The organism is Sphaerisporangium sp. NBC_01403, assembly GCF_045040145.1.
Lineage (GTDB): Bacteria > Actinomycetota > Actinomycetes > Streptosporangiales > Streptosporangiaceae > Sphaerisporangium > Sphaerisporangium viridialbum.
Genome location: NZ_CP109534.1, coordinates 6,472,214 through 6,497,230 on the forward strand (window position 1 = coordinate 6,472,214; position 25,017 = coordinate 6,497,230).

Sequence of the window (25,017 nt, forward strand, 5' to 3'; positions counted from 1 at the left end):
CGGAAGAGGCCCGTCAGCTGCGTGAACCTCGCCATAACATGGTTTCACGCGAGATGGCCTCCTCCGACTCGTCGACGAAATGGGCCCACTCGGGCTCCGTGCGAGGCCATTCCGCACGGGACACGATATCTCCCAGCTCCAGCGCCGCTATGGAGTACGAGGTCGCGAGTTGCTGGTGCTGCCGCGTCTGCAGCCAGGCGATGCCGGCCGCGCCGAGGGCGCCGACGATGCCGGGCAGGTCGAGGTTCACCAGCTGGGTGGCGTTCAGTACGGCCGCTATCAGGCCGACGGCCTCCATGGCCGCGAACGCGACCGACCACTGCGCGGCCCGGCGCTCGTGGTAGCGGGCCTTGACGATGTACCAGACGCGCTGCTCGTTGATCCGGCCGCTCATGTAGCGCTGCTTGCGCTCGCCGAGCGACAGCGCCCTGATGCTCCGCATCGTGGCGGTGACCTGGCACTCCTCTTCCAGCGTGGGGATCGGGGCGAACGAGTGGATGCCCCCGGTGATCTCGGAGAACCTCCGGAGCAGCAGGAGGTCGACGCTCTGGTCGTCCCTGGCGTCGCAGCCGAACGGCTCGCCGCCGACGAGGTAGCGCCACGCCAGGGTCTTCGCCGACTCGGCCGCCGCCCTGGCCTCGTACCACTGGCGATCAGGACGGACGGTGAGCAGGTACACCTCGGTGACCAGCGCCGAGGCGAGAGCCCCCGCGGCGATGATCGCCGCCGCGTCCACGCGCCCGGCGTCCAGGCTGAACGAACCGAAGATCGCCGCGATCACCAGCGACGAGAGCCGCACGCAGGTGGCGGTGAGCAACCTGCGCTGCCCGACGATGGCCCCCTGATCGGCAGCACGATAGAGCGCCGGAAATCCCGCCTCCGGAATGCCCTCCATGCGTCAACTGGAACCGCTAATCGAAACCGTGTCAAGGGTTCTCATGGCATGTGGTCCAAGGTCACCATATGCGACCTCGACATCCAGGATTGATCAACGCATTTATAAGCCAACTCAAGCCATATCTCTCGCACCCCCTTCCCCTCTAGACACGGGACACAGCAATGAGACAAGCCCGAAATACACGAAATAAATGCCTCCGGCGGCCTGGGCTTACAGCCAGACAGGCCAGGCCTCCACACCACTCACCGGACGCCTGTCCGGGGCTCCCCTTCCGAAGATTCCGGACATTAAGTACATATCTTACCAATTATCGATTCTGCGGATTAATCGGGCATGGGTCACCAGGCATGGTCGCTACCAGGAACCGGCGCGCCGAGAGCCCTCCGTAACGACGCGGGAAAGCACCAGATCATCACCGCCCATGACGGATCCGACCCGAACTCCATCACCCCATACCGGGACATAGAGCACATAGAATGTCTGATCGCTAAATAAGCGTATCTAACGGTCGATTAGCAACAGAGGGGATTTAAAGCCCGGAAAGAATGCTATGTTTTTGGGCCGATCCGCCCCATACTTACCCCGAGAGCGGCTACAGTTCACCCGGATTCCGTTGGCGATCGACTGCGCCGACGGCGTATCGTTATTGCCTGCGTCGTGGGTGATTCTGTCGCAGATCTTTAACGTTCCGCTACGCGGCAATCACAGCTTGTTAGTATCCTGAAGCTCATCAATACTCCGGACTAAAATAGGTGAGACCATGAAGAACGACATCGCCGAGGACTCGAAGCCCGGAGCCGTAAAACCCGTTGCGGATGTGAGAAACATGCCGCTGGCGAGCCTCGGCTCACTGACCGGGGCCGGAGTGCTCGGCCATAGTGAACTTCCGATGTCGAATGCCGGAGTCGGCGTCGCCGCCTTCAACTCATCGATCTAAGCGCCTTCCGTGAGCGACCCGAACCTCCCGTTTCGGCAATTCGTACTAAAGGTCGCAAGCCGCTGTGATTTGGCTTGTGACCACTGCTATGTGTACGAGCATGCCGATCAGAGCTGGCGGGGCCGGCCCACGGTCATGTCCGACACAACGATCGCGCGGTCGGCGGCCAGGATCGCCGACCATGCGAGAGATCATGAGCTGTCACGCGTCGACGTGGTCCTGCACGGCGGTGAGCCGCTGCTGGCGGGCCGCGAGCGGCTCGGCCACATCGCCGGCGAGCTGACACAGGCGCTCACCGGCGTCTGCGAGCTCGATCTCAAGATCCACACCAACGGCGTCCTCCTGGACGAGGGCTTCTGCGATCTGTTCGCCGAGCGTGGGATCAAAGTCGGTATATCCCTCGACGGCGACCGCGTCGCCAACGACAGGCATCGTCTGTACGCGAATGGGCGAAGCAGTTACGACAAGGTGATCCGCGCGATCAACCTCCTGAGAGGGCGATACCGCGGGCTGTACTCCGGCCTGCTGTGCACGGTCGACGTCGCGAACGACCCCGTCGCGGTCTACGAGGCGTTGGCCGAGCTGGAGCCGCCTCGGGTCGACTTCCTCCTTCCCCATGCCACCTGGGACGATCCGCCACCCGGCAAGCCACGCGAGCACGGCGAGTGGCTCGTACAGATCTTCGACCGGTGGCTGGCCGACGGCAGGCCGATGAGCGTGCGCATCTTCGACTCGGCGCTGCGCACTCTCGGCACCAGGAGCAGCCTTACCGAGTCACTCGGTCTGGAGCCCAGCGATCTCGTCGTGATCGAGACCGACGGATCCTACGAACAGGCCGACTCGCTCAAAACCGCTTATGACGGTGCCCCTGCCACCGGATTCACCGTCGAGCACGATTCCCTGGACGTTGTGGCCCGTCATCCTGGCATCACCGGCCGCCAGACCGGACTGGCAGGTCTCAGCGACGAGTGCCGGTCATGCCCTGTGGTGTCCTCGTGCGGTGGCGGCCTCTACGCCCATCGCTACCGGACCGGGTCCGGCTTCCTCAACCCCAGCGTCTACTGCGCCGACCTGCTGCGGCTGATCACCCACATCCAGGGCGCGGTGAGCGCCATGGACAGCGCCACGCATGCCCTTCCCGAGACGGACCTGGCGGCGTTCGCCGCGGGCTACGGCGGAGCCGAGGCCGTCAGACGCCTCGACGAGGGTCAGCAGAGCCTGCGCCGCACCCTTGTCGCCAGCGTGGGGGGCGCGTCGACGTCCGTCGAGGCCTGGCGCCTCCTGACGTTGATCGACCGCGAGGCGCGTCCCGTGCTCGACGCCGTGCTCGCGCATCCGTATGTGCGCGTGTGGGCGGTCCGGTGTCTCACGGGGGGCACCGATGACGGTCACCTGCCGGCGATCGCGGCGGTCGCCGCCATTCGCGCCGGTGTCCAGGCATCTCTCCAGGTGCCGATTCGCGATGGATCACTCCATCTGCCCTCTCTGGGCCGTCTCCAGGTCGGCAGGGTCGCCGAGGCGACGGTGGAGACCGCGGACGGTCGCTTCACCGTCCACGCCGAGGGACGCGGCCTGCTCGTAGATCTGGAGGACCCCCGCCGCACCCCCGAGTGGTTCCCGGTGCGCCGGCTCGTGGCCGGCGGCTGGACCGTGTCGCTCGACGACGTCGACCTCTACCGTGACTGCCATCAGTGGCCCGCCGCCGCACGGCTGAGCGGCGAGGAGCTCGACCGCTGGGCGACGATGTTCGCGAAGGCAGGCGAGCTCATCGTTCGTGACCATCCGCGGTACGCGCCCGGCCTCGCCGCCGGGCTCGGTGTGATCATGCCTCTCGAACCCTCCGCCGACGGCTCGGAAGTCAGCTCGACGGCTCGCAACGCCTTCGGTGCCGTGGCCGCCGCGCTTCCCTCGGACGCGGTCTCCCTGGCGTTGCTGTTGATCCACGAGTTCCAGCACGTCAAACTGGGCGCCATTCTGGATATCCACGGTCTGTACGATCCGAAGGACACCAGGCTCTACTACGCCCCCTGGCGTAAGGACCCGCGCCCTTTCGAAGGGCTGCTCCAGGGCACCTACGCCCATCTCGCGGTCACCGATTTCTGGCGGGTCCGGCGCCTGATCGACGAGGACGGCGCCGCCCATCGCGCGGCCGTCCAGTTCGCCCGGTGGCGCGCGCAGACCGCCGAGGCGGTCGACACTCTGGCCGGTTCCGGGGCCCTCACCGGCACTGGCCGGCGATTCGTCGAAATCATGCGCCAGACGGTCTCTTCATGGTTTGACGAGCCGGTCGGCGCCGCGGCCGAGAACGAGGCCTGCCAGGCCGCCGCCGCTCACAAAAGAGAGTGGTACGAGCACCGCGCGGATGCCACCGACCGCTCATAAGCCTCCCTGCGGCCTCCTCACCGGTCAAGGGATACGCCGCGACCAGGCCTTTCGGGGACGTGTCGCCCTTCGCGGCCGCCCGATTTCCCGTTTTCGTACCGAACAATAATCGGGGCGATGATTTCCTCGTTCTGATTGCCTGCCGCCATTCCCCGGCCTAGTGTGCGAATCTACACTAAAGAATCTCGCAGGATTTGGGCTGGAGGTGACATCTGCGAGTGTCAGATGATACACAGGGCGGCCCGTACTTCTTTCTCAGCTACGCGCACACACCCAAGCATGATCCAAACGATCCCTACGATCCCGATCAATGGGTGGAGACGCTCTTCACTGACCTGTGCCGGCACGTCATGGTCATGAGCGGCCTGGGCCACGGCGCCAAGCCGGGGTTCATGGACCGCGACATGCATTCGGGCAGCTACTGGCCTGAACGGCTCGCCGAGAGCATCGCCACCTGCAAGGTGTTCGTCCCGCTCTACTCCAGGCGCTACTTCGACAGCGATCAGTGCGGCAAGGAGTGGACCGCGTTCTCGCAGCGCATACTGCAGCAGCGGGCACGCGGCGGGGACAATGCCGAGGCCATCGTCCCGGCCATTTGGGTGCCGGTCCCCACCGACACCCTCCCGGAAGTGGCTCAGGATATTCACTACAGCCAGCCCGGCCTCGGACCTCAGTATGTCGAGCACGGCTTTTACGGGATCATGAAGCTGCGCCAGTTCCGATATGACTATCAGACGGCGGTCTATACTCTGGCGAGACGCATCGTGGAAGTCGGGCAGGCGGTAAACCTGCCCACGGTCGATCCGGCGGACTACAAGTCGCTCGAGAGCGCTTTTGGGCCTCAGGACGCACGGCGGCCCAACGGGCACCGTCTCAAAGTCACCATCGTCGCTCCCGATATCGACACGCTGCCGAAAGACCGCGACCCCTACCACTATGGGCGCAGCCCGCAGGAGTGGAATCCCTACCGGCCCACACTGAACAGACCCCTGGGCGCCCACACAGCGGACCTGGTGCGTCACCTCGGCTTCCGGCCCGAGATCGGATCTCTGGACGACCACTACGACCACGTTCTCAGCGACAAGGCCCCGACGAGCGCAGGACTACTCCTCCTAGACGCCTGGGCCACCACCTACTCGAAGTTCGCCGAGCCGCTGCGCCGCTTCGACGAGGCCGGCAAGCCATGGATCACGGTGATGGTGCCGTGGAACAGAGACACGCAGACCGTGGAGGCGGAGTCTCGCCTGCGAGGTCGTCTGGAAGCGGCCCTTCCCCACAAACTCACCGAGGGACGCCCCACGCAAAGAGCCCTCACCGATGGCATGGCCACATTCGATCAGTTCTGCAAAGCGGTCCCGGAGATGGCCCGGTCCGCCATGAACCAATATCTCCGACATGCTCCAGCGCATCCCCCAAAAGGGCATGCGTCCATCGAACGACCGAGGCTGCAAGGTCCCCTGTCCGGCGGCAACGACGCGGAGGCTCCGCCATGAGTGACGCTCCCGAAGGCCACATCATCACGTTCTACTCCTACAAGGGGGGTACGGGGCGCACGATGGCCCTCGCCAACACGGCGTGGATCCTGGCGAGCAACGGCAAGAAAGTGCTGGTCCTGGACTGGGACCTGGAGTCTCCCGGCTTGCACAAGTTCTTTCATCCCTTCCTTGACGAGAACACGGTGGGGGGCACCGCGGGCGTCATCGATATGATCAACGAGTACTCCCTCTCGACGCTGAGCCCTGACCCTCGGCCAGGCGACTGGCACCTGGACTACGCGAAGGTCCAGCGGCACGCCGTCTCGTTGAACTGGGACGATTTCCCCGGCGACGGCACGCTCGACTTCGTCTCCGCCGGTCGCCAGGACCGCGCCTACGCCTCCCTGGTCTCCGCCTTCGACTGGGACAACTTCTACATACGACTCGGCGGGGGCCAGTTCTTCGACGCTCTCAAGGCCGACATGAAACGGCACTATGACTACATCCTCATCGACAGCCGCACCGGTCTGAGCGACATCGCCGACATCTGCACGGTGCACTTTCCCCGCACCGTCGTCATGTGCTTCACGTTGAGCGACCAGAGCATCGAAGGGGCAGCCGCGGTCGCCCACCACATCAACAATCGCTACAGCGGCCAGAACATCAGGATCCTGCCGGTGCCCATGCGCATCGACGACGGAGAGAAGCAAAAGCTCGACGCGGGGCGTGATCTGGCGAGACGGCGGTTCGACGGATTCCCCCCGAGCATGAACGCCGAGCGGGCGCGCGATTACTGGGGCGCGGTGGAGATTCCCTACAAATGCTTCTACGCATATGAGGAGACCCTCGCCGCGTTCGGTGACGCTCCCGGATCTCCGACCTCGCTTCTCGCGGCCTTCGAACGTCTCGTCGGCATGATCACCGAAGGTGAGATCACCTCCATGCCGACGATGGAGAAGGAACGTCGCCTTCTCTTCCGTGACAAGTTCGTCCGCAGACCCGCGGCGATCACGGCGGACGTCCTTCTCAGCTACGTTCCCGAGGATCGCATGTGGGCGGACTGGATAGCCTTCGTCCTCCAGCGGGCCGGCTTCCGGGTGATGCAGCGCAACGAGAGCTCCCTTGCGGCGGAAGAGACTGAGCGCTCGCAGAAGGTCCCGCCCTACAGCCGAACCGTCGCGGTGCTCTCCGCCGCTTACATGCGCTCGGCACGGGGGCAGGACATGTGGGACGCAGAGGCGGTGGCCGAGAGCGGTCACGTTCCACCGATACCGGTCCGGGTCGCCGACGTACGGCCGTCGCAGCTGCTGAGTGACATCCCGACGATCGACCTGACACGCCTGAACGAGGCTCAGGCCACCGAGGCGTTGTTACGGGAGATGAACCGGCTGGAGCAACTGGCCGAATTCCCCGCCGGTCCGAGCACCACCGGCCCTCGCTTCCCGGGCATCCGGCCCCCCGTCTGGAACGTCCCCAACCGCAACGCCGGTTTCACCGGGCGAAACAGTGTTCTTGAGAAGCTCCGGGACCAGATCATCAGCGGCCCTCAGGCGCTTCATGGCATGGGTGGCGTCGGCAAGACCCAGGTGGCTCTGGAATACGCCCACAGGTTCATGGCGGACTACGACGTGATCTGGTGGATCGCCGCGGAGCACGTCGAACCCATCAATAGAAAGATGGCCGAGCTCGCGGAAAAGCTCGGACTGCGAATAGCCGAAACCGTGGCCGAGACCGCCAAGGCGGCAGGAGAGGCGCTGCGCATCGGCAAACCGTATTCCCGGTGGCTGCTGATCTTCGACAACGCGGACAACCCCAACGAACTCGAGACCTTCCTCCCCAGTGGAACAGGCCACATTCTCATCACTTCGCGCAACCCCGCGTGGTCGCGCATCGCCAATCCGCTCGAGGTCGGGGTGTTCGATCGCCCAGAGAGCGTCGAGCATCTGCTCCGCCGCGTCTCCGGGCTCACCTCCAAGGATGCCGACAATGTCGCCTCCGCTCTCGGCGACCTGCCCCTCGCGATCGAACAGGCGAGCGCCTGGCTCGGAGAGACGGCGATGCCACCCGAGCAGTATGTGGGGCTGCTCGGCGAGCAGCTGACGCAGGTGCTGTCTCTCGGCGAGCAGCCGACGGACTATCCCACACCGGTCGCGGCGACCTGGAACCTGTCGTTCGAACGGCTCAAGACGCGCTCCCCCGCGTCGGCGAGGCTGCTGGAGCTGCTCGCCTTCTTCGGACCCGAACCGGTCTCCATGGACATGCTCTACCTCGACGCGATGTCGACCTGCCTGGTGCCCTATGACGAGGCGATGCGCGAGAAGCTGATGATCGGCCCGGCCATCCGGGAACTGGGCAGATATGCCCTGGCCCGGGTCGATCAGGCAGACAAGTCGATACAGGTGCACCGGCTGATCCAGGCGGTGGTCCAGGACCGGATGAACGCCGACGAGAAGGAGTCGACCGTTCATGACGTGCACCGCATCCTGGTGGCTGCCCGTCCCAGTATCGGTGACACCGACGACCCGGAGAACTGGCCTCGCTACGAGGAGATCTGGCCCCATCTGGTGCCTTCGAACGCCGCCGAGTGCGACGAGGAGGCGACACGCAAGCTCCTCATCGACCGGGTGCGCTATCTGTGGAAGCGCGGCGACTTCGAGGCGAGCCTGGACCTCGGAAACAGCCTGGAAAAGACATGGAACGTCAAGCTGGGCAAGGACGACCGGCAGACCGTCCACCTCCGCTTCCATGTGGCCAACACGTTGCGCTCCATGGGAAGGTACGCAGAGGCGCACAACGTGGACACCCAGGTGCTGACCCACCAGGTCCGTGAGCTGGGCGAGTTCCATCCGTACACCCTCATGACCGCGGGTGGTCTGGCAGCCGACCTCAGGGCTCTCGGTGAGTTCCAGGAAGCACTGCGGGTCGACGGCGAGACGTATGAGCGGGTCAAAGAGCTGTTCGGCGAGGATCATCCGCGCACGCTGGTCGCCGCGCACAACCTGGGCGTCAGCTTGCGTCTCGCGGGGAGTTTCTCGCCGGCGAGGGAACTGGACATGGAGACGGTGGAACGCCGCCGCCGCGTCATCGGTGAGATGCACCCCTACACCCTCTACACCACGGCCAACCTCGCCCATGACCTAAGGGAGCTGGGGCAGCTCGGCCAGTCGGTCGAAATACTGCGCACGAACCTGGAGCACTACCGTCAGGTGCTCGGAGACGACCTGATCGACACGCTCCGCACGGCCACGAGCCTGGCCACATCCCTCCGCAGGACCGGCGCGGAATCGGAGGCACTTGAACTGGCGACGGACACGCACGAGCGCTACATCCGCCGCTACGGCGACACCGCTCCAGAGACCCTCTCGTGTCGCCTTGAGTTCGCCACCTGCCTGGCCACGGTCGGGCAAACCGCTCGTGCCCACGAACTGGCCACCGACGTCATGCTCCACTTCTCGGAGAGTCTCGGCCAGAGCCACCCGTACACGTTGGCCGCGGCGAACAACATCGCCACCTACCTTCGCGAGCTCAGCCAGGTAGCGAAGGCCAAGGACCTCGCCGAGAGGACGCTGCTCACCCTGTCCGAGAGAGTAGGCGAGTCTCATCCCCTGAAGCTGACCTGCGCGATCAACGTGGCGAACTGCCTCGCCGAGCTGGGAGACCTGGAGGCCGCCGAGGCGCTCGACCGGGAGACGGAAACGCACCTGAAGAGAATCCTCGGTCCCGAGCATCCGGACACGCTCGTCTGCCAGGCCAATCTCGCCATGACCTTGAACGCCCTCGGAAAGACCGCGGAGGCTCGTGGAATCCGGGAGCAGGTGATCAGGGGGATGCACCATACTCTGGGCGAGAACCATCCCCACATCGCGGACCTGGCGGCGTGGCGGAGGATCGACCGGGACCTCGAGCCACAACCATGGTGATCACGCGGCCGGCTGGTCTCTGGCCGCCGCCCACGGCAGACCGGTGGCCAGCCAGGGCAGCACATCAGGCAGGACGGCGAGCGCTCCGAAGTGTGCCGCGTCCGGCTCGGCCCTCATGGTGGCCGTCGGGATGCGCTCGGCCAGCCAGCGCGAATGGTCGATGGGTGAGAACTTGTCCTGCTCACCGTGCCAGAGCAGGGTGGGCGCGGTGATGGCCGCCAGATCGAAGCCCCAGGGGGAGCAGAAGGCGATCGCGTCGTCGATCCACCCGTCCTCCGAGCGGCGGAGCGCCTCGGCGTAGTTCTGCATCAACATGGCTCGCACCCCGGGGTTGGCGACCATGCGACGGTCGGCGTCCGGCAGCTCGGCGTACAGCCTGACGATCAGGCTCGCCGGATCGGTCCTGATCCGCTGTGCGGCCGGGGCCAGCCAGGCCGCGAAGCTCTGACGGCCGGCGAGAGCCTTGGTGTACTCCGTGATGTTCGACTCGGTCATGCCGCCGAACCAGTCGAGGCCTTCCGCCTCATGCGGCGCCAGGCCCACCAGTACCGCCGCTCTGACGACACGTCCCGGGAGCAGAGCGGCGCAGGCGAGCGCGTGAGGGCCGCCTCCGGACCTTCCCACCACGGAGAACCGGTCGATCCTCAGCTCGTCCGCGATCGCTTCGACGTCCCGTGCGATGTCGGCCACGGAACGTCCGACGAGGCGGTCGGATCCGCCGTATCCCGGCCGGTCGAAGGTGACCAGCCGCACGCCGAGGCGGTACAGGACCGATCCGCGGGGGCATGGGCCGACCCTGCTTCCCGGTGTGCCGTGCAGGAGGAACACGGGATGGCCCCGAGGGTGGCCCCTTTCCTCGAATGCGAGTTGTCGTTTCCGATCAGCCGTGTACACGACCTCTGTCAAGCCCGCCTCCCGTGGCTGCAGTGCCCCCATCAAACATCCTCTTGTTCCGGGCGCCGGAAAAGGGGACATTCATATCTTTCACCTACAGCGATTTTCGGCGGTCGGCAAGATGTGTGGCCGCGGATTCATTAGTCGTCGGGGGAAAGGTCGGTGAGGATTGCCATCGCGGCGTTTTTGCCGTTGAGGGCTATTACGCTGCCGCCGGGGTGGGTGGCGGCGCCGCAGAGGTAGAGGCCGGGGGCGGGGGTGCGGGGGGTGAGGCGGTTCTCCCACATCTGGCCGGGGCGCACCTCTCCCTGGAAGATGTGGCCGCCGGTCAGGCCGACGCGCTTCTCGATGTCCGGCGCGCCGAGCACCTCGTAGCTCTCCAGGCAGTCGGAGAAGCCGGGGGCGAACCGTTCGATGAGGTCGATGAACTGCCGGGCGACCTCCTCCCTGCGGCTCTCCCAGCCGCCATTCAGGCCGTAGGGGGCGTACTGGCCGAAGACGCTCATCAGGTGCCTGCCCTCGGGCGCCGGCGACGGGTCGTGCCCGGTCTGGACGTAGATCTCCCCGAAGCCGACCGCCGGCTCGCCCGCGTCGCACCGCTCGAACGCCTTCTGCGCCTCCTCCAGCCCGGTGGTCGTGTTGACCACGCCGCGGGCCATGAAGGTCTCGCCGGGGGCCGCCGTCCAGTTGGGCAGGCGCCGCAGGGCCGCGTTGAACTTCACGACGGGGCTGCGGATGTCCCAGTCGTCGATCCGCCGCCGGTAGTCCTGCGGCACGGCGCCGTCCGGCAGCATCGTCATGAGGCGCTTGGGGTCGGCGTTGCTGACGACGGTGGCCGCGGCGATGAACGTGCCGTCCTCCAGCCGCACTCCCTCCCCCGGCAGCACCTCGCCGACCGGCACGCCGGTGGCCAGCACGGCGCCCGCCTCGCGCGCGGCCTCGGCGATGGCGAAGCTGACGACGCCCATGCCGCCGCGCACGTACCCCCAGACGGCGCCCTCGCCGTGCACCTCCCCGGCGAAGTGCATGAACTTGACGGCGGCGGTGCCCGGGTCCTTGGGCCCCGCGTACGTGCCGATGATCCCCTGGCCGAAGAGGGCGTCCTTGAGCCGCCGGTCGGACACGAACTCGTCCAGCACGTCCGAGATCGAGGCGTGGAAGAGCACGTCGGTCATGAGCCCCTCGCCGCCGAGCAGCTCCTCCAGCTCGGCCCTGGACGGGGAGTCGCCGGCCCAGGTGTCCCTCTTGCCCTTGCGGAGCCGGATCCGGATCTGGTCGAACAGGTCCTCATAAGCGAAATATCCGTCAATGTCCTTCTGGGCGAGGCCGAGTCCCCGCAGGCCGGCCAGCGTCCGGTCGTGGTCCAGCCACTGGGCGAAGGCCGTGCCGTCGTCGAAGGGCACCCACAGCTGCGGGTCGGCGAGGTACACCTCGACCCCGCGCTCGTCCAGCCGCAGGTCGCGGAGCACGGTCTCGTCGAGGAGGCCGATGACGTACGCGCATGGGCTGATCACGTACCGCTGGTCGGGGAAGGGGCGGTCGAGAGTGCAGGCGCCGCCGAGGCGGTCGAGCGCCTCCAGGACCAGCACCGACCTGCCGGCCCTGGCCAGGTAGGCCGCGCAGGTGAGCCCGTTGTGCCCGCCCCCGACCACGATGACGTCCCAGCGCCGCGACGCCAGGGCCCGCACCGGCTCAGGAAGCCCGACCATGCCCAGCCGCTCAGCGATCTCGTTCATGTCCCGCCTCACCTTCCCACTCGTGGACCGGCCTTCCAGCTCGTGCGCAGGGGCCGCTCCAGACATAGACTGACTGGATAGTCAGTCAGGACGCAAGAGGGGGCCGTTAACCGGTGGCCCCGCCCTGGGTCGGGTGGCTACCGTGACGGCCATGCGACGGACTCTCATCACCTCTCCCCCCACCGCCCGCTAGCGGGCGGTTCCTCTCCATAGATCCGGACCCGAGCGGTCCGGTGGGTGGCGGCTGCCCGCATCACGGGCCCTTCTTCCGACCACTCCCATGGAGAGAGTTCATGACGCACGTCTCCGTACGGCGAGGCATGCTGTACGTCACCACCGCCGCGGCCATCTGGGGCACGGGCGGCCCCGCGGCGGCCGTTCTGTACCGGGTCAGCGGCCTCGGCCCCGTGGCCGTCTCGTTCTGGCGCTTCGTCTTCGGCGCCGCCCTGCTGTTCGCCGCCGCCCGCCTGCTCGGGCTCGGCGAACCGCGTCCCCGCTGGACCGGCCTGCTGCTCGTCGGCTCGGGGCTCGCGGTGTCGCAGGCCGCCTACTTCGCGGCGGTCGCCGAGGCGGGGGTCGCCATGGCGACCGTGATCACGCTCGGCGCGAGCCCGGCGCTGGTCGCCCTCGGGGCGCGGCTCGCACTGGCCGAGAGGCTCGGCCGCGTGGGGGCCCTGAGCATGGGACTGGCGCTCGCCGGGCTGCTCCTGCTCGTGGGCGGCCCGTCGGCCGCCTCCACCGCGGGCGTCGGCCTCGCCCTGCTGTCCGCGGTCGCGTACGCCGGGGTCACGCTCCACTCCCGAGCCTCGGCCCGGCCCTCCGTACGGCCGGCCGTCTCCTCGGCGCGGGACGCGTACGGCACCGCGATGTGGGGGTTCGCCATCGGGGGGATCCTGCTGCTTCCGATCGCCGCCGCCGAGGGGCTGGTGCCCAGCGGTGGGCGGGGGGCCACCGTGGCGCTGCTCGGCTACCTCGGCGCGATGCCCACCGCGCTCGCCTACAGCCTGTTCTTCACCGGGCTCTCGGCCGTACGGGCGACGACGGCCTCGGTGGTGACGCTCTTGGAACCGGCGGGCGCCACGGCCATCGGCGTCCTGCTGCTGGGCGAGCGCCTGACGGCGGCCTCGGCGGCGGGCGCGGGCGTGCTGCTCGCCTCCGTCGTGCTCCTCGCCCTCGGCGAGTCACGCGGGGACTCGCGGCCGGGCAAGTCCGGCTAGCCGTCGGCGGCACCGCTCGCGGGGCGTGCTAGACCTTGGTGGCGGTCACGGCAACCGGTGGCCGAATAGGGCACGAAGGTTTTTCCGGTGGAAAGCCTGGATAGGACCATTCAACCCCATAAGAGAGGTGGCGTGGATGAGCGTCGAAGGACCACGGCTGAGCGGCCGTCAGGTCAACCTGGTGTTCGCCGGGCTGATGGTGGCCCTCCTGCTGGCGGCCCTCGACCAGACCATCGTCTCCACCGCCCTGCCGACGATCGTCGGGGACCTCAAGGGGCTGGAGCACATCGGCTGGACCATCACGGCGTACATCCTCGCCTCCACCATCGGGCTGCCGATCTACGGCAAGCTGGGTGACCTGTTCGGCAGGAAGGTCGTCTTCCAGGCCGCCATCGTGATCTTCCTGATCGGCTCGGTGCTCTGCGGGGCCGCGCGGAACATGCCCGAGCTGATCGGGTTCCGCGCCCTCCAGGGGCTCGGCGGCGGCGGGCTCATGATCGGCGTGCAGGCGATCGTGGCCGACCTCGTCTCCCCGCGCGAGCGGGGCAGGTACACCGGCATCATCGGCGCCGTCTGGGGACTGTCGTCGGTGATCGGGCCGCTCATCGGCGGCTTCTTCACCGACCATGCGAGCTGGCGCTGGTGCTTCTACGTGAACCTGCCGCTCGGGCTGCTCGCCCTCGGCATCACCGTCGTCGCGCTGAAGCTGCCGAAGCCGTCGATCAGGCCGAAGCTCGACGTACTCGGCACGGCGTTGCTGGCCGGCACGTCCACATGCGTCGTGCTGGTCACGAGCTGGGGCGGCACGGAGTACGCCTGGGGCTCCCCCGTGATCATCGGCCTGGCGGCGGGAACGGTCGTCCTCGCCGCCGGGTTCGTCTTCGCCGAGCGGGCGGCGGAGGAGCCGATCATCCCGCTCCACCTGTTCAGGAACAACCTGTTCGTCGTGCCGACGGCCATCTCGGTGTTCGTCGGCATCGGCATGTTCGCCGCCATCGCGTACCTGCCGACCTTCCTGCAGATGGTCAACGGGGCGAGCGCCACCGGGTCGGGGCTGCTGATGCTGCCCATGGTCGCCGGGATGACGATCACCTCGATCGGCTCGGGCAGGGTCATCTCGGCGACCGGGCGCTACCGGATCTACCCGATACTCGGCATGGGGCTGCTGGCGGCCGGACTCGTGCTGCTGTCCCGGATGACCGCCGGCTCCTCGATGGTGCTGAACGGGTTCTACATGTTCGTGACCGGGTTCGGCCTCGGCATGGTGCTGCAGACGCTCGTACTGATCGTGCAGAACTCCGTCGGCCACCGCGATGTGGGCGCGGCCACCTCGGCCGTGAACTACTTCCGGCAGACCGGCGCCTCGCTCGGCACCTCGCTGGTGGGCTCGGTCTTCATCCACCGCCTGTCGGACGCCCTCAGCGCGACCGGGGCCAGGCTGCCGGGGCGCAGCGTCAACGCGATCACCCCGCAGATGGTGCACCAGCTCCCCGCACCCGTGCGCCAGACGATCGCCAGGGCGTACGCGCAGGCGCTGCCGCCGATCTTCCTGTACGTGGCGCCCATCGTCGCCCTCGGATTCGTCCTCGCCTTCTTCGTCAAGGAGATCCCGCTGTCGAACCGCCCGGCCTCGGCCAGGCATGATGTCCCCGCGCACAGCGCCTGAGACGATCGGGTGCGGGAACGCCGTTACAGTAGGAGGCGTTGGAGGGGACGTGGCCTCGATATCGCAATTGATCAGAAATCTCCTGGATCGTCCGGGAAGCGCCAACCTTGGCCCTTTTCAACGCGTGGCCACGCAGGCGGGCGCCCATGAAGACCGCATCCGGGCGCTGACCGAGCTTCCGCGACCCCGCATGGACGACCTCGCCGAGTTCTGCGCGATCGCCCGTGAGGCCGCCCGCCGCACGCTGGACATGCGTGCCTTCGACGTGCAGCTCGTCGGCGCCCTCGCCCTGCTGTCCGGGCACGTGGCCGAGATGGCCACCGGAGAGGGCAAGACCCTCTCGGGAGCCATCGCCGCCGCCGGGCACGCCCTGCGGGGCAAGCGCGTCCACGTCATCTCGGTCAACGACTACCTCGCCCGGCGCGACGCCGAGTGGATGGGCCCGCTCTACGAGGCCCTCGGCGTGTCCGTGGGCTGGATCGGCCAGTCCTCGACGCCCGGCGAGCGGCGCGAGGCGTACGCCAAGGACGTCACCTACGCCTCGGTCAGCGAGATCGGCTTCGACGTGCTCCGCGACCGCATCGCGACGGCCGCCGACGACGTCATCGTGCCCGAGCCCTCCGTCGCGCTGATCGACGAGGCCGACTCGGTGCTGGTGGACGAGGCCCGCGTCCCGCTCGTGCTCGCAGGCGCCGCCGACCCCGGCGCCGACACGCCCGAGACCGCCGAGCTCGTACGGCGGCTCTCGCGCGGCTACCACTACGAGCTGGACGACCAGGGTCGCAACGTCTTCCTCACCACCAAGGGCACCGACGCGGTCGAGAAGGCCCTGGGCGGCATCAACCTCTACGAGACCCCCGACATGCTGACGCGCGTCAACCTCGCCCTGCACGCGCACGCGCTGCTGACCCGCGACGTCGACTACCTCGTCCGCGACGGGCGCATCCACCTGGTCAGCCAGTCGCGCGGCCGGGTGGCGACCCTGCAGCGCTGGCCCGACGGCCTCCAGGCGGCGGTGGAGGCCAAGGAGGCCCTCCCGGCGAGCGAGACCGGCGAGATCCTCGATTCGATCACCATCCAGGGCCTCATCCGCCGCTATCCCGAAAAATGTGGCATGACGGGCACGGCGGTGGCGGTCGAGGAGCACCTCAGGGAGTTCTACGGCCTGAAGGTCGCGGTCGTGCCCCCGAACAAGCCGTGCGTCCGCGTCGACGAGCCCGACCGCGTTTTCGGCACGGCAGGCGACAAGGAGCGGGCGCTGGTCGAGGAGATCGCGAGCGTCCATGCGACGGGGCGCCCGATCCTGATCGGCACCCTCGACGTGTCCGAGTCCGAGCGCCTGGCGGACGACCTGCGCGCCAAGGGTCTCGACTGCGTCGTGCTCAACGCCAAGAACGACGCCGAGGAGGCCGCGATCATCGCCAGGGCCGGCGCCCGGTCGGCGATCACCGTGTCCACCCAGATGGCGGGGCGGGGCACCGACATCCGGCTCGGCGAGGGGGTCGCCGAGCTGGGCGGCCTGTACGTCATCGGGTCGGGCCGGCACGCGAGCAGCCGCCTGGACGACCAGCTCAGGGGCCGTGCCGGGCGCCAGGGCGACCCCGGCGGCTCGGTGTTCCTGGTCAGCCTCGAAGACGATCTGATCACCCACTACGCCCCCGACGAGGCGATCCCGCGCGCCGACGACGACGGCGTCGTGCGCCACAGGCGGGCCGGGTACGTCGTCGGCCACGCCCAGCGGGTCGCCGAGGGCACCCACATGGAGATCCACCGCAACACCTGGCGCTACACCCGGCTGCTGGAGCGGCAGCGCGACCTGGTGCTGGAGCAGCGCGACAAGGTGCTCCGTGGCGACGCCGCCGCGGACGCCCTCGCCGGCGCCGCCCCCGAGCGCTGGAACGACCTTCGCGAGCGCGTGGGCGAGCCAACACTCCGCGAGGCGGCACGCGAGATCCTGCTGTACCACCTCGACCGCTGCTGGACCGAGCACCTGGGGTTCATGTCCGACGTCCGCGAGGGCATCCACCTGCGGGCCCTCGGGCACCGGCTCAAGCCCATCGACGAGTTCCACCGCGAGGGCGTCACCGCGTACCGGCGGCTGCTGGACGAGGTCGAGAGCCGGTCGGTCGAGACGTTCGAGACGGCGACGATCACCGCCGACGGCCTCGACCCGCTGGACAGCGGCCTGAAGCGCCCCACCGCCACCTGGACCTACCTCGTTCAGGACAACCCCTTCGGCAATGCCTTCGACCGCGTACTCAAGCGCCTCAGTCCGAGGGCGAAGCGCCGCCAGGGCCTCGAAGACTCCTGAAGTGCGCGGCCCCGGGTGCCTTGAGGGCGCGCCGAGCGCCTGTGATTGGGTGCTGGGTAACAGGAGCGGCATCCACGAGCACCTCCACGACCCTCTTAGGTGACTGCGCATGAACCCTCATGACTTCCTCGAAGTAGATCGTGACCTGTCCGACGAGGAGCGGGCGATCCGCGACGCCGTGCGCGACTACTCCACCGCCGAGCTCCTGCCGCACGTGGCCGACTGGTTCGACGCCGGCACCATCCCCGACCCGCGCGGGCTGGCCAAGGGCCTCGGCGAGCTGGGGCTCTTCGGCATGCACCTGTCCGGGTACGGCTGCGCGGACACCAACGCCGTGAGCTACGGCCTCGCCTGCCGTGAGCTGGAGGCCGTCGACAGCGGGCTGCGCAGCTTCGTCTCGGTCCAGGGGTCGCTCGCGATGACCGCGATCCACAGGTTCGGGTCGGAAGAGCAGAAGGAGGAGTGGCTGCCGCGCATGGTGACCGGCGACGCGCTCGGCTGCTTCGGCCTCACCGAGCCGGACTCCGGAAGCGACCCCGGCTCGATGCGCACCCGCGCCCGGCGCGACGGCGACGACTGGGTGCTCGACGGCACCAAGATGTGGATCACCAACGGCTCCGTGGCCGACGTCGCGATCGTCTGGGCGGCGACCGACGAGGGCATCAGGGGGTTCCTCGTGCCCACGTCGGCCCCGGGCTTCTCGGCCAACGTCATCCACAAGAAGCTGTCGCTGCGCGCCTCCATCACCTCCGAGCTGGTGCTCGACGGCGTGCGGCTGCCGAACAACGCGGTGCTGCCCGGGGCCGAGGGGCTCAAGGCGCCGCTGTCCTGCCTGTCGGAGGCTCGCTTCGGCATCGTCTGGGGAGTGGCGGGGGCGGCGCGGGCCTGCCTGGTGGCCTCGATCGACTACTCCAAGACCCGCGTGCAGTTCGACCGGCCGATCGGCGCGTTCCAGCTCACCCAGCGGAAGCTCGCCGACATGCTCGTCGACGTCAACCACGCCACGATGACCGCCCTGCGGATCGGACGGCTCAAGGACGCCGGGCTGGCCCACCACTCGCACGTCAGCTTCGGCAAGCTCGCCAACGTCCGGGCGGCGCAGCGCGTCGCGGCCATGGCGCGGAGCATCCACGGGGCCAACGGCATCACCCTCGAATACCCGGTCATGCGCCACATGGTGAACCTCGAGACGGTCGCCACGTACGAGGGCACGGAGGAGGTCCACGCCCTCACCCTCGGCCGGGCCGTCACCGGCCTCGACGCCTTCCGCTGAGGACGCCTGACGGCCCGCCGGGCGGGCGGGCCGCCGAGCGGCCCGTGGCGAGCACGGCCGCGGCGCCCGGGCCCCTCCAGCTCGACCCCGCTTACGGGGTGGCGCGCAACCGCCGCCGGGGCACGGCACCGCCCGGTGACCGTGCCCCGGCGAGACCTCACAGACCCCTGAACCGCGAGGTCAGCTCGCGGGTTCGCCGCCGAGACCGGCGACGAACCAGACCGTCTTGCCGCCGCCGGCCGCCGGGACGACGCCCCACTCGTCAGCGAGCGTGCCCACGATCAGAAGACCCCGGCCGTCGGTGGCGTCGAGGTCTCCGGGGGCCTCGCATGGCAGGCCGTCCCCCGCGTCGAAGACCTCGCCGTAGACCGAGGACCCGTCGCTGCCGAGCCGGAGCGAGAAGGCGGTGCCGCCGTGCCGGATCGCGTTCGTCACCAGCTCGCTCACGATGAGCGAGCAGTCGTCGACGAGCCCTCCGGTGCCCCAGCGCCGCAGCTCCTGGCAGACGAGCACGCGCGCCGCGTGGACGCTCTCGGCGTCGGCGGACAGGATCCACTCGGCCGTGCGGAGCGGGAGACAGCCTAGAAAGTCCGAGGCGGAAGGGTGGTTGGCGCGGAAGGTGACGGACACCTGCTCCTCCTTCGTGGGAGCGCTCCCACTAAGATTACGACAATAGTTCGGCGCTGTGAATCACTCGAAACATGATTGTTTCTCTCCCTGTCCACCGTCGAACACGGCTGACTCTCTGTTCTCGCACCTCATAGCATTACTCATGCCTCAGCAGGCACAGCTCTGCTGCTCAACTCTGAAAGTTGTCTGGGAGCGCTCCCAACCGACAGGCCACGTGAAGCCTTTCCGGCCTCCAGAAGGGCGGCGGCCCGTTATCCGCTGGGCGGGCCCCGATGAGCTGAGTAACCTGGCAATCGTGCAGCTCGCCGATATCCGCATATATCCCGTTAAGTCGACGACCGGGGTGGGGGTCGACGCCGCGACGGTGGAGCCGTGGGGGCTGGACGGCGACCGGCGGTGGGCCGTCGTCGCGGAGAACGGCCAGATCCACTCCGCCCGCGAGGTGCCGAGGATGCTCTCGGTGACCGCCACGCCCGCCCCGGGTGGCGCGGTGAGGCTCACGGCCCCCGGCCTGCCGCCGATCGAGGTGGCACCGCCCGTGGGCGGGACGCCGGCGCCCCTGCGCATCACCCGCCTGGACCAGGCCACCGCCGCGGGCGAGGAGGCCCACCGGTGGATGACGCGGGCGCTCGGCCTGCCCTCCCTGCTGCTCTGGCTGGAGGACCCCCTGCGCCGCGCGGTCGGGAGATCCCACGGCGGCAGGCCGGGAGACACCCTGACGCTTCAGGACACCGGGCCGCTGCTGCTCACCTCCGGCTCGTCACTGCGGCGGCTCGACGACTGGATCGCCGAGGGGGCCGTGGAGCGCGGCGAGGAGATCCCCGAGCCGCTGTCGGCGCTGCGCTTCCGGCCCAACGTCATGATCGAGGGAGCGGAGCCGTTCGCCGAGGACGCCTGGACGCGGGTGCGCATAGGAGAGGTGGAGTTCCGCGTCGGGGAGCACTGCGACCGCTGCACGCTCACCACCGTCGACCCGGTCACCACCGTCAAGGGCAAGGAGCCCATCCGCACCCTCGCGCGGCACCGCAAGTGGGACGGGAAGACGTGGTTCGGGATCCGCCTGATTCCCGACGGCCGTGGCGAGATCCGCGTCGGCGACGCCGTCACACCGCTGGACGCCTCCGGCCACCGGTGAGCCCTTTGAGCCTTTCAGGCCGTGGGCGTCGCCCTGGTGCACCTCCGCCGGACCGGCAGGACGTCCAAGGCGTCACCGCCACCGTCTCCGGTGGCCGGGGCCTCTCACGCCCTGCCGGCGCTCATACGGGGGGCCGCTCCACGGCGGGCACGGCATCGCGGCTCAGCCGGTCGCCGCGGACACGGCTCGGGTGACGCTCAGCCGCCGCTCTTGCGGCGGAAGGAACGCTTGCCTCCGGCGGGGCCGTGGGCACCGTGGATCTTGGATGCGTCCTTCCCCCGGCCGTTGGCGTTGGTCTCCGCCTGGCTCTGGCGCTTGCGTTCCAGGGCCTCACGGAACTTGCGCTTCAACTCGTCGTCCGGGGTTTCGGATTCCGGCTCCGGTGCGTCGGCAGTCATGCGGACCTCCTGCTCTTGGACGGGGCAACCACTCAGCCTCGCACGTGCGCGTGCGTGACCGCCCGCCTGGCGTCGGTGTCCTGCACCCCGCCCCCGATTCCGTCACGCCCAGATCCGGCGAAGCACCCGTACATCATCTCACGGGTCGCCCTGCCCCTTCGTACGCGCGTCCTGACCTCGGCTGACATGAGGTGACAAGCGTCCCAGGTCAGTCCCACCAGAAGGACCAGATGTGCTTCCCCCTGATCTGCTCGGCGTAGTCGATCAGCGTGCCCGCGCCCTGCACGATGGCGTCGGGGCAGAACGCCCAGTGCTCGGCGGCGACGTGCAGGGCGTGCTGCGAGGTGACCGGGGGCGCGGCCACGCTCAGGTCGAGCGTGTTGAACCCCAAGCCGACCAGGCGGGCCGCGAACCTGTCCTCCCAGCTCCGCACCACGGCCGCGAGGGGGACGTTCCACTCGTTGTGGTGCAGCGCGCCCTGCCATCCCATGACGGCCAGCGCGTCCGCCCCGCGCTGCACCGCCGCGAGGCCGACCGGCGTCCCCTGCTCCGCGAGCATGGCGGCGTACCGGTCGGCCAGGCCGTCGGGGTCGGCCCGCAGCTCGGCCGGCTCGGCCGGTCCGGGACAGTGGGGGCCGAACGGGTCGAGGATCTCGACCTGCTCCTCGGCGGCCCGCTCGATCCAGTCGGACCACACCTCGGCCATGAACGCGTCCACGTTGTAGTTGTCGATCTCGGCCGCCGCGTCCGGGGCGATCTGCCCGACCGACCACGGCTGGACGGAGTCCTCCATGAGCACCGGCCACAGGCCCGAGCGCGGATGTTCGACCCGCAGGCGGGCCCACATGGATCCCGTCACGGGCGCCTGGCTCAGCCAGAACGCCGGACGCCGCTGCGAGGGGAACCTGGCATAGGTGGGGTCGGGCCACACCACGGCTCCCGCCGGGAGCTCCACGGACAGGGTGCGCCCGTTTCCGCCGTCGTCGAACAACCGGCGTACGGCCGGCGGCAACTGCCGTCGCTCACGATGATCCATCTCAACCGTTCCGGTGCCGATCACACCAATAGGATCCCGGTCTGCCGAGATGTCGGGGGGAGGATCCGCCACGTCTCCCGTCGTACCGCACAATCGCCCATCTTGTCGCGTACCCCCGGCCATGATCTCTACCGTACGGAGACTCGGACAGATCGGCATCCTCCGCTACCGTGGTGATATGACGGATGCGACCGGTAATCTGCGCGCTTCTGATGCCGACCGCGAGGCGGTCTCCGAACGGCTGCGGGTCGCCGCCGGCGACGGCCGCATCTCCCTCGAAGAGCTGGACGAGCGACTCGACCGGGCCTACAGGGCGAAGACCTACGCCGAGCTGGACGAGCTCATCGCCGACCTGCCGACCATGACGCACATGGCCGTCGCCGAGGAGCCGCTGACGCTGCAGACGCGCTCGGGGAACGTCCAGCAGGTCGGCCCGTGGGTGGTGCCGAGGCACATCACCGCCGACTGCGCCTGGGGCAACATCAAGATCGACTTCACCCAGGCGACCTGCCACCAGCGGGAAGTGCTGCTCGACGCCAAGTGCGGGGCCGGCAACATCCTCGTCATCGTGCCCCGGGGCTGGACCGTCCGGCTGGAGAAGGTGACCAGCGGCATGGGGAACATCGTCAACAAGGCCAACGACGCCCCCGTCCCCGGCCTGCCGATCCTCCGCGTGGTCGGCCAGGTCAGCATGGGCACCATCAAGTTCAAGCACCCCCGCCGCTGAGAGTCCGGCGCCTCCCCCGCTGAACCCGCGAACATCCACCAAGTGGGACGCTCATCGACATATACATAATGCACTGATATAAGTTGCTTATGGATCTGCCGGACACGGTCACCAAGCGTGACTTCCCCGCCGCCGAAGTGACGTCCGCCCTGGAAGGGCTCGCGCGGCTCGTCCTGCGGCTGGGCCCCCGCGGCGACCTCTCGCTCACCTCGGTGGCCACGCTGTCCACGCTCGACCGTTCGGGGCCCTGCCGGCTGACCGACCTGGCCACGAGCGAGGGCGTGACCCAGCCCGCGATGACGCAGCTCGTCTCCCGCCTCCAGGAGGCCGGGCTGGCCGTACGGGCCGGCGATCCGGAGGACAGGCGCGTGGTGCAGGTGCACATCACCGACGCCGGGCGCGCCGCGCTTGCCGAGCGCCGGCAGGCCCGCGCCGCGCTGCTCACCGAGCTGCTCGCCCAGCTCGGCGAGGCCGAGCGGGCCTCGCTCGTCGCGGCACTCCCGGCCGTCCGCAGCCTGACGCGCCTGGCTCCCGACGACCGTTCGGCCGCCCGCCGGTCCGTGTGAACCCTGAATTCCTGGATGGAGCGTATTGATGAGTGGTCATCCCGGCGGCGCGAACGTGAGCCCGTTCAAGCAGCCCAAGGCCGTGTTCGCGGTCGCCTTCGCCTGCGTGGTGTCGTTCATGGGCATCGGGCTGGTCGACCCGATCCTGCCCGCGATCTCCCATGAGCTGAACGCCACGCCGAGCCAGGTCACCCTGCTGTTCACGAGCTACCTGGTCGTGACCGCGGTCGCCATGCTGATCACCGGCTGGGTCTCCAGCCGCATCGGCGCCAAGTACACCCTGCTGGCCGGGCTGGCGCTGATCGTCGTCTTCAGCGCGCTCGCCGGCGCCTCGCCCGGCATCGGGGCGATCGTCGGCTTCCGCGCCGGGTGGGGGGTCGGCAACGCGCTCTTCATCGCCACCTCCCTCGCGGTGATCATCGCCTCGGCCAGCGGCGGCTTCGTCGGCGCGATCATCCTGTACGAGGCGGCGCTCGGGCTGGGCATCGCGGTGGGCCCGCTGCTCGGTGGGCTGCTCGGCGACATCAGCTGGCGGGGGCCGTTCTTCGGGGTCGCGGCCCTGATGGCCATCGCCATGATCGCGACCGCCGTGCTCGTGCGCCCGATGCCGCTGCCCGAACGCAAGACCGGCCTGCTGGAGCCGCTGCGCGCCCTCCGGCACCGCGGCCTGCTCACGATGTCGCTGACCGCGCTCTGCTACAACTGGGCCTTCTTCACCGTCCTCGGGTACGCGCCCTTCCCGATGGGCCTCGGCGCGATCGAGCTGGGCTTCGTCTTCACCGGCTGGGGCCTGCTGGTCGCCTTCTTCGCCGTCTTCGGGGCGCCCTGGCTGCAGCGCCGCTTCGGCATCGCCCGCACGCTGTACGCCAACCTCGCGCTCTTCGCCGTGACGGTGCTGGTCATCGCCATCTGGACGACGCACCCGCCCGTGCTGATCGCCGCGGTCATCGTGGCGGGCGTCTTCATCGGGGTGAACAACACCGTCACCACGCAGGCCGTGATGACGGTCTCCCCCGTCGAGCGCCCGATCGCCTCAGCGGCCTACGGGTTCGTCCGCTTCATCGGCGGCGGCCTCGCCCCGTTCGCCGCGGGCAAGCTGGTCGAGCACACCAACGTGCACGTCCCCTTCTACATCGGCGCGGGGACGCTCGTCCTCGGCATCGTGATCCTGTCCACGGCCCACGGCCACCTCGCCCACTCGGAGCGGGTCCAGGCGTCCGGCGTGGACGAGACGGCCGAGGCCGGGGAGCCGGCCCCGAAGGTCGCCCTCGTCGCCGTCGGCGGAACGCCCGCCAACGGTCACTCCTCCCCCGGCAGCGGAGCCGTGGCCACCCTGGCGCCGATCGTGGCCGCCATCGACGACTCCCCCGCGGCCACGCGGGTGACCGCCGCCGCGGCCAGGCTGGCCGTGCTGAGCGGGCGGCCCGTCCACCTGGTGCACGCGCGGGAGGGCGCCGTGGCCGGCGAGGCGGCGGCCGAGGGCGAGAGCCTGGACGCCGCCCGCGCGACCGTGCGTGAGCACCTGAAGCAGCTCGCCGCGAGCGAGGTGCCCGCCGTCGGGCACGTGCTGCTCGGCACCGCCGACCAGGGGTCGTCCGACCACGGGGCGGTCGGGCGCATGGTGGCCGAGCACGCCAACCAGATCGGGGCGCGGGTCATCGTGATCGGCGCCCCCACCCACGGCGGCATCGCGGCCCTGATGGACGCCAGCGCCGGCCGCGAGCTGGGACGGCACGCGCGCTGCCACATCCTCATCGTCAACCCGGAGCAGGCCGTCTCCGACCTCGCCGGCTCGGTCGCCTGAGCCTGGTCACCG

Annotated in this window: 18 protein-coding genes; 12 read left to right on the top strand and 6 right to left on the bottom strand. The window is 68.9% G+C overall.

The annotated features are described in order from the left end of the window. Positions 1-13 precede the first annotated feature (13 nt). Complete coding sequence (locus OG589_RS28860) at positions 14-895, bottom strand: DUF4231 domain-containing protein (RefSeq protein WP_405140927.1); 882 nt, start codon at positions 893-895, stop codon at positions 14-16. A 763-nt stretch (positions 896-1,658) separates the two neighbouring features. Between OG589_RS28860 and OG589_RS28865 the strand changes: the two genes are divergently transcribed. The 4 genes from OG589_RS28865 (at position 1,659) to fxsT (ending at position 9,612) form a co-directional block, all read left to right on the top strand. Continuing rightward, a complete protein-coding gene (locus tag OG589_RS28865; RefSeq protein ID WP_405140928.1) occupies positions 1,659-1,835 on the top strand; it encodes a hypothetical protein in 177 nt (58 codons plus the stop codon). 9 nt (positions 1,836-1,844) lie between these two features. Further along, positions 1,845-4,217 (top strand): FxsB family cyclophane-forming radical SAM/SPASM peptide maturase, encoded by a 2,373-nt coding sequence (locus tag OG589_RS28870; RefSeq protein ID WP_405140929.1) that lies wholly within the window; start codon positions 1,845-1,847, stop codon positions 4,215-4,217. A gap of 218 nt (positions 4,218-4,435) precedes the next feature. Further along, entirely contained in the window at positions 4,436-5,710 is a 1,275-nt protein-coding gene (locus OG589_RS28875; protein ID WP_405140930.1) for a TIR-like protein FxsC, read from the top strand. Next, positions 5,707-9,612 carry an FxSxx-COOH system tetratricopeptide repeat protein gene (gene fxsT / locus OG589_RS28880; protein WP_405140931.1) on the top strand — a complete coding sequence of 1,302 codons (3,906 nt, stop codon included), beginning with the start codon at positions 5,707-5,709 and terminating at the stop codon, positions 9,610-9,612. The genes OG589_RS28875 and fxsT overlap by 4 nt, the downstream gene beginning before the upstream one ends. Here the strand turns inward: fxsT and OG589_RS28885 are convergent, their stop codons facing one another. Together OG589_RS28885 and OG589_RS28890 are read right to left on the bottom strand one after the other, a co-directional pair. After that, positions 9,613-10,587, bottom strand: a complete 975-nt coding sequence (locus OG589_RS28885; RefSeq protein WP_405140932.1) for an alpha/beta fold hydrolase — start codon at positions 10,585-10,587, stop codon at positions 9,613-9,615. A 59-nt stretch (positions 10,588-10,646) separates the two neighbouring features. Continuing rightward, entirely contained in the window at positions 10,647-12,242 is a 1,596-nt protein-coding gene (locus OG589_RS28890; protein WP_405140933.1) for a phytoene desaturase family protein, read from the bottom strand. A 293-nt stretch (positions 12,243-12,535) separates the two neighbouring features. On the opposite strand from OG589_RS28890, the gene OG589_RS28895 reads away from it, so the two are divergent. The 4 genes from OG589_RS28895 to OG589_RS28910 all read left to right on the top strand — a co-directional run bounded on the left by OG589_RS28895 (position 12,536) and on the right by OG589_RS28910 (position 18,709). After that, entirely contained in the window at positions 12,536-13,459 is a 924-nt protein-coding gene (locus tag OG589_RS28895) for a DMT family transporter (protein WP_405140934.1), read from the top strand. Positions 13,460-13,595: 136 nt separating this feature from the next. After that, a complete protein-coding gene (locus OG589_RS28900; protein WP_405140935.1) occupies positions 13,596-15,125 on the top strand; it encodes an MDR family MFS transporter in 1,530 nt (509 codons plus the stop codon). Positions 15,126-15,174: 49 nt separating this feature from the next. Continuing rightward, a complete protein-coding gene (gene secA2, locus OG589_RS28905) occupies positions 15,175-17,436 on the top strand; it encodes an accessory Sec system translocase SecA2 (RefSeq protein WP_405140936.1) in 2,262 nt (753 codons plus the stop codon). A 109-nt stretch (positions 17,437-17,545) separates the two neighbouring features. Continuing rightward, on the top strand, positions 17,546-18,709 hold the full coding sequence (locus tag OG589_RS28910) for an acyl-CoA dehydrogenase family protein (RefSeq protein WP_405140937.1): 1,164 nt from the start codon (positions 17,546-17,548) through the stop codon (positions 18,707-18,709). A gap of 180 nt (positions 18,710-18,889) precedes the next feature. On the opposite strand, the gene OG589_RS28915 is transcribed toward OG589_RS28910, so the two are convergent. Continuing rightward, a complete protein-coding gene (locus tag OG589_RS28915) occupies positions 18,890-19,339 on the bottom strand; it encodes an ATP-binding protein (RefSeq protein WP_405140938.1) in 450 nt (149 codons plus the stop codon). Positions 19,340-19,634: 295 nt separating this feature from the next. On the opposite strand from OG589_RS28915, the gene OG589_RS28920 reads away from it, so the two are divergent. Next, the gene (locus OG589_RS28920; protein ID WP_405140939.1) at positions 19,635-20,474 is read left to right on the top strand and encodes an MOSC domain-containing protein; all 840 of its coding nucleotides are present in this window, start codon (positions 19,635-19,637) and stop codon (positions 20,472-20,474) included. Positions 20,475-20,671: 197 nt separating this feature from the next. Here the strand turns inward: OG589_RS28920 and OG589_RS28925 are convergent, their stop codons facing one another. After that, the gene (locus OG589_RS28925) at positions 20,672-20,872 is read right to left on the bottom strand and encodes a DUF5302 domain-containing protein (RefSeq protein ID WP_405140940.1); all 201 of its coding nucleotides are present in this window, start codon (positions 20,870-20,872) and stop codon (positions 20,672-20,674) included. Between the two features lie 208 nt (positions 20,873-21,080). Continuing rightward, a complete protein-coding gene (locus OG589_RS28930) occupies positions 21,081-21,908 on the bottom strand; it encodes a DUF4253 domain-containing protein (RefSeq protein ID WP_405140941.1) in 828 nt (275 codons plus the stop codon). A 178-nt stretch (positions 21,909-22,086) separates the two neighbouring features. Here OG589_RS28930 and OG589_RS28935 point away from each other — a divergent pair, with 178 nt between their 5' ends. The 3 genes from OG589_RS28935 to OG589_RS28945 all read left to right on the top strand — a co-directional run bounded on the left by OG589_RS28935 (position 22,087) and on the right by OG589_RS28945 (position 25,005). Then, a complete protein-coding gene (locus OG589_RS28935; protein ID WP_405140942.1) occupies positions 22,087-22,635 on the top strand; it encodes a DUF1707 domain-containing protein in 549 nt (182 codons plus the stop codon). Between the two features lie 89 nt (positions 22,636-22,724). Beyond that, positions 22,725-23,201, top strand: coding sequence for a MarR family winged helix-turn-helix transcriptional regulator (locus OG589_RS28940; RefSeq protein ID WP_405140943.1), 477 nt, complete (start codon positions 22,725-22,727; stop codon positions 23,199-23,201). A 28-nt stretch (positions 23,202-23,229) separates the two neighbouring features. Further along, entirely contained in the window at positions 23,230-25,005 is a 1,776-nt protein-coding gene (locus tag OG589_RS28945) for an MFS transporter (protein ID WP_405140944.1), read from the top strand. Positions 25,006-25,017: the final 12 nt, after the last annotated feature.